Below are 6,183 nucleotides of genomic sequence, written 5' to 3'. Positions count from 1 at the left end.
CGCATGAAGATAAAATAGGCGATAGTTTTTCGTTTTACAAAATGAAATGGAACTTATTTCTTTTATCAATGCCTTAACGTATTATCTAACCATTCATTTAATCTTAATAGTTGTTGAAATTTATGCTCAATAAAATCAAACCCTACTTAGGGCCTCTCTATCCGATTGCTGCCGTATTCGTGGTGGGGCTAGTTATCTTTTTTGTTTCTCGTTTAGGACTGGCTATCTGGCATTTTGAACGGGTGAGTGATGCTGGTGGATGGCTGACCATTTTCTTAAGTGGTCTGCGAGTTGATATTGTTTCTCTTTGCTATTTGCTCATTTTACCAGCGTTGTTATCTAGCCTACTGTCTGGCGATCATGCTGTCGGTCGGGTTTGGCATTGGTTTTTACGTGTGTGGATTACCGGCGGTTTGTGGTTGATTGTTTACATGGAAGCAGCAACACCGCCATTTATTATTGAGTACGATCTGCGACCTAATCGAATTTTTATCGAATATCTCATTTATCCCAAAGAAGTTTTCAGTATGCTTTGGAGTGGCTATAAATTTGAGCTTTTCCTTGGTGCCGTAGTTTCCACGTTCACACTTTTTGTCGGTTGGAAATGGAGCAAGCAGCTTGTTTCGAACTTAAGCTTTCCTAAATGGTATTGGCGTCCGCTGATTGCTATTTTTGTTGTGGCTATTGGTATTTTGGGGGCGCGTTCTTCACTGGGACACCGTCCATTAAATCCGGCGATGGTGGCTTTTTCTAGTGACCCTTTGGTGAATGATTTAACGTTAAACTCCTCATTTTCAGCGATTTTTGCTGCCAAACAGATGAAATCTGAAGCGAGTGCTTTCGAGTTTTACCCGAAAATGGATAAGCAGGAGATCGTCCAAGAAATTCGTGCATCCATGAATGTCGACAATAAAGACTTTGTCTCTGCACAACAACCTAGCATGGCAATGCACCAAGCGACCTATCAAGGCCAGCCTAAAAATATCGTAATCCTACTGCTTGAAAGTCACGGTGCACGTTATGTTAGCCGCCTTGGTGGTATCGATGCGTCACCCAATATCGATAAACTGATTGATGAGGGGTGGGCATTCACCCGTTTGTACGCAACGGGAACGCGTTCTGTTCGTGGTATTGAAGCGGTGACCACTGGGTTTTCTCCGACTCCTGCACGTTCAGTGGTCAAATTAGGTAAAAGCCAAACGAATTTCTTTTCAATTGCGGATTTATTAAAGTCTCGAAATTACCACACACAATTTATTTACGGTGGTGAAAGCCACTTTGACAATATGAAGAGTTTCTTCTTGGGTAACGGTTTTGTCGATATGCAAGACTTCCCAACTTTTGATTCGCCTAAATATGTTGGTTCATGGGGCGCGTCAGATGAAGATCTTTACAATAAGGCAGATCAGCAATTTACGAAGATGAGTCGTGAAGGTAAACCGTTCTTTAGCTTAGTTTTTAGCTCATCGAACCACAGCCCATTTGAATACCCTGATAACGTGATTGAACCGTATAATGAGCCAAAGCAAACGGTGGAAAATGCGGTGAAATATGCAGACTATGCGCTTGGACAGTTCATTGAAAAAGCGAAAAAGTCACCATATTGGGATAACACGGTGTTTGTTGCTGTGGCAGATCATGATGCTAGAACACAGGGTAATCAGCCTGTACCAGTCGATTACTTTCGAATTCCAGCGGTGATTTTTGGTGGCGGCATTGAACACCGCATTGACGATCGTCTAGTTAGTCAAATTGACCTTGCACCCACACTGCTTTCTTTGGCCGGTATCAGTAGCCAAAACCCAATGATTGGGTTCGATTTAACTCATGATGTTCCTGCTGAGAAGCAGCGAGTAATGATGCAACGAGATAAAAACTATGGCTATATGACAGCAGACAACCAACTGGTTGTTATTCGGCCTGAGCAAGGTATTTCTACTTATCAATATGATTTTAAATCAGATACCCTGACAGAAAAAGAGTTGGATCCAGAAGTGGTTAAACGTGCTCATGCCAATGCTATGTGGGGAAGCTTAGCGTTTAAAGAAAACTACTACACTGCATCTGATTCATATTGATTATATTTTTATCCACCTACAGCGTTATGCGATAAATCAGTACCCAAAAGTGGCTGAGAAACATAAACTGGTTGGACTTAAACAAGTTTAGCCAGTTTGTGAGGCGCAAAATGTTAGAAAAAGAGAACCTGATTAAACTTGCGCGTATGCCAATGCCGTTTGGTAAGTATGCAGGGCGAGCGCTTATCGACTTACCAGAAGAGTATTTGCTGTGGTTTGATAAGAAGGGCTTCCCTGAAGGGGAGCTCGGGCGTTTGTTGCAACTTTGTTTAGCGTTGAAAATTGAAGGATTGGATAGCGTGGTTAAGCCACTAAAACGTATGTGATCTAGTGGCTAACCGCGTTATTTTTTCATCAGTTTGGCGAGATCGGCAAAGGGGTTATAGGTCGCGCTTTGATGATCGTCTAATCTCGCAACAGGCTCAGCGCCAAATCGGTCGTGGTCTGAATATTTAGAGTGCTCATGATCGTGACAATAGAGGCATAAAAGCTCCCAGTTACTGCCATCTTCAGGGTTATTGGTGTGATCGTGATCTTTGTGGTGCACAGTTAATTCTCGTAAATTTGAATAAACGAATTCACGCGCGCAATTGCCACACACCCAAGGGTAAAGTTTAAGTGCTTTTTCTCGGTAACCGCTCTCTTTACGAGCATAATTGGCACTTGAACCATAAAAATCTGACGACATGTTAATTCCAACCATTGATTAAAAATACTTTTTCGATATTAAAAACCAAAAATCTGCGCTAATCAAAGTTTGTGTGATTTATTTTAATGCACACCCTCACACCTTAGCGTAAGTGTCACTTTTACCACTCAATCTCAATCGGCGTGCCTTCTTTGACTAGGCTCAAAAATTCATCCATTTCTGAGTTAGTCAGTGCAATACACCCATTAGTCCAATCAAAACTTTGCACATATTCTGGTCGTTGCTTGTCGCCATTTTTTAGACCATGGATTTTTATATCACCACCGGGATTGATGTTTAAGCGCTGTGCATGCACTTTATCTTGATGATTCGGGTAACTGATATGAATCGAACGATAATAGCCAGAATCATTACTGATAGCTTCAAGATAGTATCGACCTTCTGGAGTACGTTGATCGCCTTCTTGCTGTTTATGTCCTTTGGGTTCTTTACCCAAGGCAATTCGATACTCTTGAATGATCTGCTGTCCCGAGATTAAGTACATGCGACGCTTAGATTTATCCACTTTGACCAGATCAATCTCAGCCGCTGCGCTGTTGAGTGAAAAACATAGAAACAAAAGTAGCCTAAAGTATCGGATCATAGAGTGTCAGTACTGATAAGGTGGCAAATAGAGAAACATTATGCAGCGGAAGAATGAACGTGGCTAGTTGTCAATATTGTCTTGTAAATAAGACAATGCTAAAAATAATAGGGCTAACCATGTAATAAATGGAAACAGAATCTCAAAAATGTAGGTTAACTCTAGGATGTAAAAACATAGAGTGCAAATTTGCGGCCGACTTAACAGCGACCTTTTTAAGAGTTTGATTGCACATGATCTTTTGTCTAATTTTGCAATGAAAATTATTAAAATGTCAGGCCGCTCATATGTTCTCTCGTACTTTACTCAAACAGATTTCTTCTGCTCGCAACCACCGTATGCTCGCGGAAGCAACGTTTGATTTTCTTCAAAGTTTCATTTCTCCCAAATCAATGCGGATCTTTCATGCACCAACATTAAACAAGCGCCATGAGCCATTATTTGAGTACAACTTACCGACAGCTCTGCAAAATTATCCAAATACCTTTTGGAATTGGGCCGCACAATTTGACACCTCTGATGGTCTAATTCCACTAGCGATCAACACCTGCAATTGGGACTACCGTAGTGTGATGGGCGGTGAGTCTTATCTTTTTATGTTAGATAACCACCCTGATTTAAGAACCTATTTGCTGCTTGAGGCAATTGATAACGTCAACATTCATGCGAAAACAGAATCCGGAGAGCTCGATTGTTTGCAACTGATTGCGGCTCGTTGGCAATGTCTTCGCGCGGAATCTGAAGCGGCAAAGGAGTTTAAAAATAGAGATATCCGCGAAGCAAAGTATTTGGATGAAATTAAACAGCGCGAAATGTTCATTGATAACATGAAGCTGGTTCATCAATTAGCGATTGAACTGGCTAACCCAGACAATTTGGATGCGCTGCACAGAGCGGCCGTTGATGTAACGAAAACACGCTTAGGATTTGATCGAGCCGCTTTTTTAGTTCTTGATATGAAAAAACGTTGTTTTAGCGGAACTTATGGTACGGATGAAAGCGGAAAAACGGTGAGCGAACACCATACCCAATACGATTTGCACCAGCTAGAAGAAAGTTATTTAAGCGGTCTTTCTGATGATACTAAAAGTTTGGTGCTGATCGACGATGCCCCTCTATACACGGCAGGAAATGTGGTAGGACAAGGGTGGAATGGGATGTTAATTCTACGTGATGGTAATGAAACCATTGGTTGGATCGCGATTGATAACTACATTAATCGACAGCCCATAACTGAATACCAAAAGCAGATGTTGGAATCTTTTGGTTCATTGCTTGCGCAAATTTATATTCGCAAGCGTCAGGAGCAAAATGTTCGCATGTTGCATGCGAGCATGGTTGAACTGTCACGTTGTATGACGGTGAGTGACGTGTGCAAATCGGCGGTCAGTTTTGCGATTAACCGCATGGGCATTGATCGGATGGCAGTATTTTTGACCGATAAACACTGCTCGTATATTCAAGGAACGTGGGGAACCGACATCCAAGGCAACATTGTGGATGAATCCTATTTTCGTTCTGGGACCACCAATAATATGATTGTTGATATGGCCAAAGCCAACCCCAATGAGGTGGTGTTTGAAGAGTCAGTCCCTATTTATCATGACAGCAACATTGTTGGTTTTGGCTGGACAGCCATGACCATGCTTACCAACAATGGCGAACCTATTGCTTTTATTGCTGCGGACAATTTGATCCGCCGCTCACCACTGACTTCACAACTGCGAGAAGTGATCCGCATGTTCGCTTCGAATTTAACCGAAGTATTGATGCGCACCAGTGCTCAGCAGGCGATCAGTGAACTGAATGAGAATTTAGAAATTGAGGTGCGTAACCGTACCTATGAGTTACAAAAAGTGAACGACAAACTGGACTTAATGGCCAAAATGGATCCATTAACTCGCCTTGGAAATCGTCGGATGTTAGCTCATTTATTGGAACGCATCGGTTCGAGAGTACAAACGGAGACCGTAAGCTATGGTTTAATTCTGCTTGATATTGATCACTTTGGTTTATTTAATAATTACTACGGTCACTTAGAAGGGGATATTGCTTTGATTCGTATTGGCCATATTCTCAACCAACATGCTCAGGCAGAGAATGAACTCTTTTGCCGAATTGGTGGTGAAGAATTTATATTGTTGGTGGCCAACCGTGATGCAGCAGAAGTGAAAGCGTTGGCTGAAAGCATACGCTTTAGTATTGAACGAGAGCAGATTGAACATAGTGAGAACCCTGATGGTGACTGCTTAAGTGTCTCGATTGGTTACACTATTGCCCAGTACCTTCCCAGTGAACTTAAGTTTGAGGAGATGTACAGCAAAGCAGATAAGGCACTTTACCAAGCAAAAGATAATGGCAGAAACCAAGTCGTTGGTTACTCTGAGCAAAAACACCATACTCGAAGTGATAAAGTCGCCGCATCAAATTCATAGTGTTGGCGCGGCGAGTCATGGCAAGGATAATGAGAACAGCAGATTATTCAGTCTGAGAGGTAATATTCAACCGTTGAAACGACGCGTACTTTTTTGATGTAAGGAGTATTGTTATCACGATCCACAATACTAAATTGTCCCTGTGAAGCACGTTTAATCTTGCCAAGTGAGCTTTGCGAATCTTTGGCAAATTTCTCTGCGACTTCTCTTGCCTGTTTGGTCGCTTCTTCAATCATGTCGGGTTTGATTTCATTCAGTCCAGAGAATGAATAATCAACGCGGTTGTTGTAAGGATCTTGATTAAAAACGATGCCTTGTTTTCCTAAATTGCCGAGCTTATTAATGGCCTCGCGCACTAAGTCAACTTGATTGCTGTAC

The 6,183-nt window shown here is 41.9% G+C and carries 5 protein-coding genes and 1 pseudogene; 3 read left to right on the top strand and 3 right to left on the bottom strand.

Annotation, left to right across the window (positions count from 1 at the left end):
* Positions 1-122 precede the first annotated feature (122 nt).
* Both AACT21_RS05275 and AACT21_RS05270 read left to right on the top strand, forming a co-directional pair.
* Positions 123-2,078: an LTA synthase family protein gene (locus AACT21_RS05275; RefSeq protein WP_038170427.1), complete on the top strand. Its 1,956-nt coding sequence runs from the start codon at positions 123-125 to the stop codon at positions 2,076-2,078.
* Positions 2,079-2,188: 110 nt separating this feature from the next.
* The gene (locus AACT21_RS05270) at positions 2,189-2,404 is read left to right on the top strand and encodes a DUF3820 family protein (RefSeq protein ID WP_026028221.1); all 216 of its coding nucleotides are present in this window, start codon (positions 2,189-2,191) and stop codon (positions 2,402-2,404) included.
* 17 nt (positions 2,405-2,421) lie between these two features.
* Here the strand turns inward: AACT21_RS05270 and AACT21_RS05265 are convergent, their stop codons facing one another.
* Both AACT21_RS05265 and AACT21_RS05260 read right to left on the bottom strand, forming a co-directional pair.
* Positions 2,422-2,766: a YajD family HNH nuclease gene (locus tag AACT21_RS05265; protein WP_010318547.1), complete on the bottom strand. Its 345-nt coding sequence runs from the start codon at positions 2,764-2,766 to the stop codon at positions 2,422-2,424.
* 121 nt (positions 2,767-2,887) lie between these two features.
* Positions 2,888-3,370, bottom strand: coding sequence for a L,D-transpeptidase family protein (locus tag AACT21_RS05260; protein WP_094164567.1), 483 nt, complete (start codon positions 3,368-3,370; stop codon positions 2,888-2,890).
* A gap of 287 nt (positions 3,371-3,657) precedes the next feature.
* Here AACT21_RS05260 and AACT21_RS05255 point away from each other — a divergent pair, with 287 nt between their 5' ends.
* The gene (locus tag AACT21_RS05255; protein WP_094164566.1) at positions 3,658-5,805 is read left to right on the top strand and encodes a GGDEF domain-containing protein; all 2,148 of its coding nucleotides are present in this window, start codon (positions 3,658-3,660) and stop codon (positions 5,803-5,805) included.
* A gap of 47 nt (positions 5,806-5,852) precedes the next feature.
* Here AACT21_RS05255 and AACT21_RS05250 read toward each other — a convergent pair.
* A pseudogene (locus AACT21_RS05250) lies at positions 5,853-6,183 on the bottom strand (SIMPL domain-containing protein); the annotation flags it as partial.

This window comes from Vibrio sp. V08_P9A1T1, assembly GCF_963874405.1.
Taxonomy (GTDB): domain Bacteria; phylum Pseudomonadota; class Gammaproteobacteria; order Enterobacterales; family Vibrionaceae; genus Vibrio; species Vibrio anguillarum.
The sequence above is the reverse complement of the archived record's forward strand: the minus strand, read 5'-3'. Positions and strand labels throughout refer to the sequence as shown.